Source organism: Streptomyces palmae, assembly GCF_004684805.1.
Taxonomy (GTDB): domain Bacteria; phylum Actinomycetota; class Actinomycetes; order Streptomycetales; family Streptomycetaceae; genus Streptomyces; species Streptomyces palmae.
This window is the reverse complement of record NZ_SRID01000780.1, coordinates 1-695: the sequence shown is the minus strand read 5'-3', so window position 1 is coordinate 695 and position 695 is coordinate 1. Positions and strand designations below refer to the sequence as shown.

The following is a 695-nucleotide window of genomic DNA, read 5'->3' as shown; positions in this document are numbered from 1 at the left end:
AGATACGTACCGGCGAAAGCCGCCCCCGGCCCTGCCCGCCCGCAGCCCCACGCACCGATCAGGCGATCGAGGAAGCCCATGGACGACCTCACCGCGCTCGCCCGGCGCCATCTCAATCAGGCCAAGGACGATCCGCACGGCCGCAGCGCCCATCTGTTCGTGCACAGCGGCCCGCTGCGGCAGAGCGTGATCGCGCTGCTGGCCGGGACGACGCTGCAGGAGCACAACGCGCCCCCGGCCTCCAGCCTTCAGGTCCTGCACGGCCATGTACGCCTGACCTCCGCCGCCGGCGAGCAGCAGGACCTCATCGCCGGCCAGGTCCAGGAGCTGCCCCCCGAGCGGCACAGCCTGCTGGCGGTCGAGGACTCGGCGGTCCTGCTGACGGCGGTGACGGCGACCACGGGGTGCCCCACGCCGTCGGAGTGACGGGCTTCCGTCACGGCACCGGCGGTCCCGGGGCGGGGAGCTTCGCCGGGATCCGGGCCTCGTCCAGGCAGCCCAGCCGCCCAGCCATCGTCGAGGTCACCGAGCGCAGAACGGCCATGGCCGCTTCACCCCGCCCGCGGTCGCCGAGTTTCCCCTGGGCATCGGTGGGCTTGACCACGAGGCTCCCCTCCACGAAGGGGTCGACGCCCTTCTCGCTCCCCCGGGTGCAGCGGAACACCAGCACCGCCCCGCCCGGCCCTGCCACGCCC

2 protein-coding genes are annotated in these 695 nt (G+C 73.8%); one reads left to right on the top strand and one right to left on the bottom strand.

All coding sequences use genetic code 11. The annotated features are described in order from the left end of the window. Positions 1–78 precede the first annotated feature (78 nt). On the top strand, positions 79–426 hold the full coding sequence (locus E4099_RS32615; RefSeq protein WP_135342675.1) for a cupin domain-containing protein: 348 nt from the start codon (positions 79–81) through the stop codon (positions 424–426). A gap of 10 nt (positions 427–436) precedes the next feature. On the opposite strand, the gene E4099_RS33460 is transcribed toward E4099_RS32615, so the two are convergent. Beyond that, on the bottom strand, positions 437–695 hold a 259-nt coding region (locus E4099_RS33460; protein WP_167828581.1), incomplete at its 5' end, for a hypothetical protein.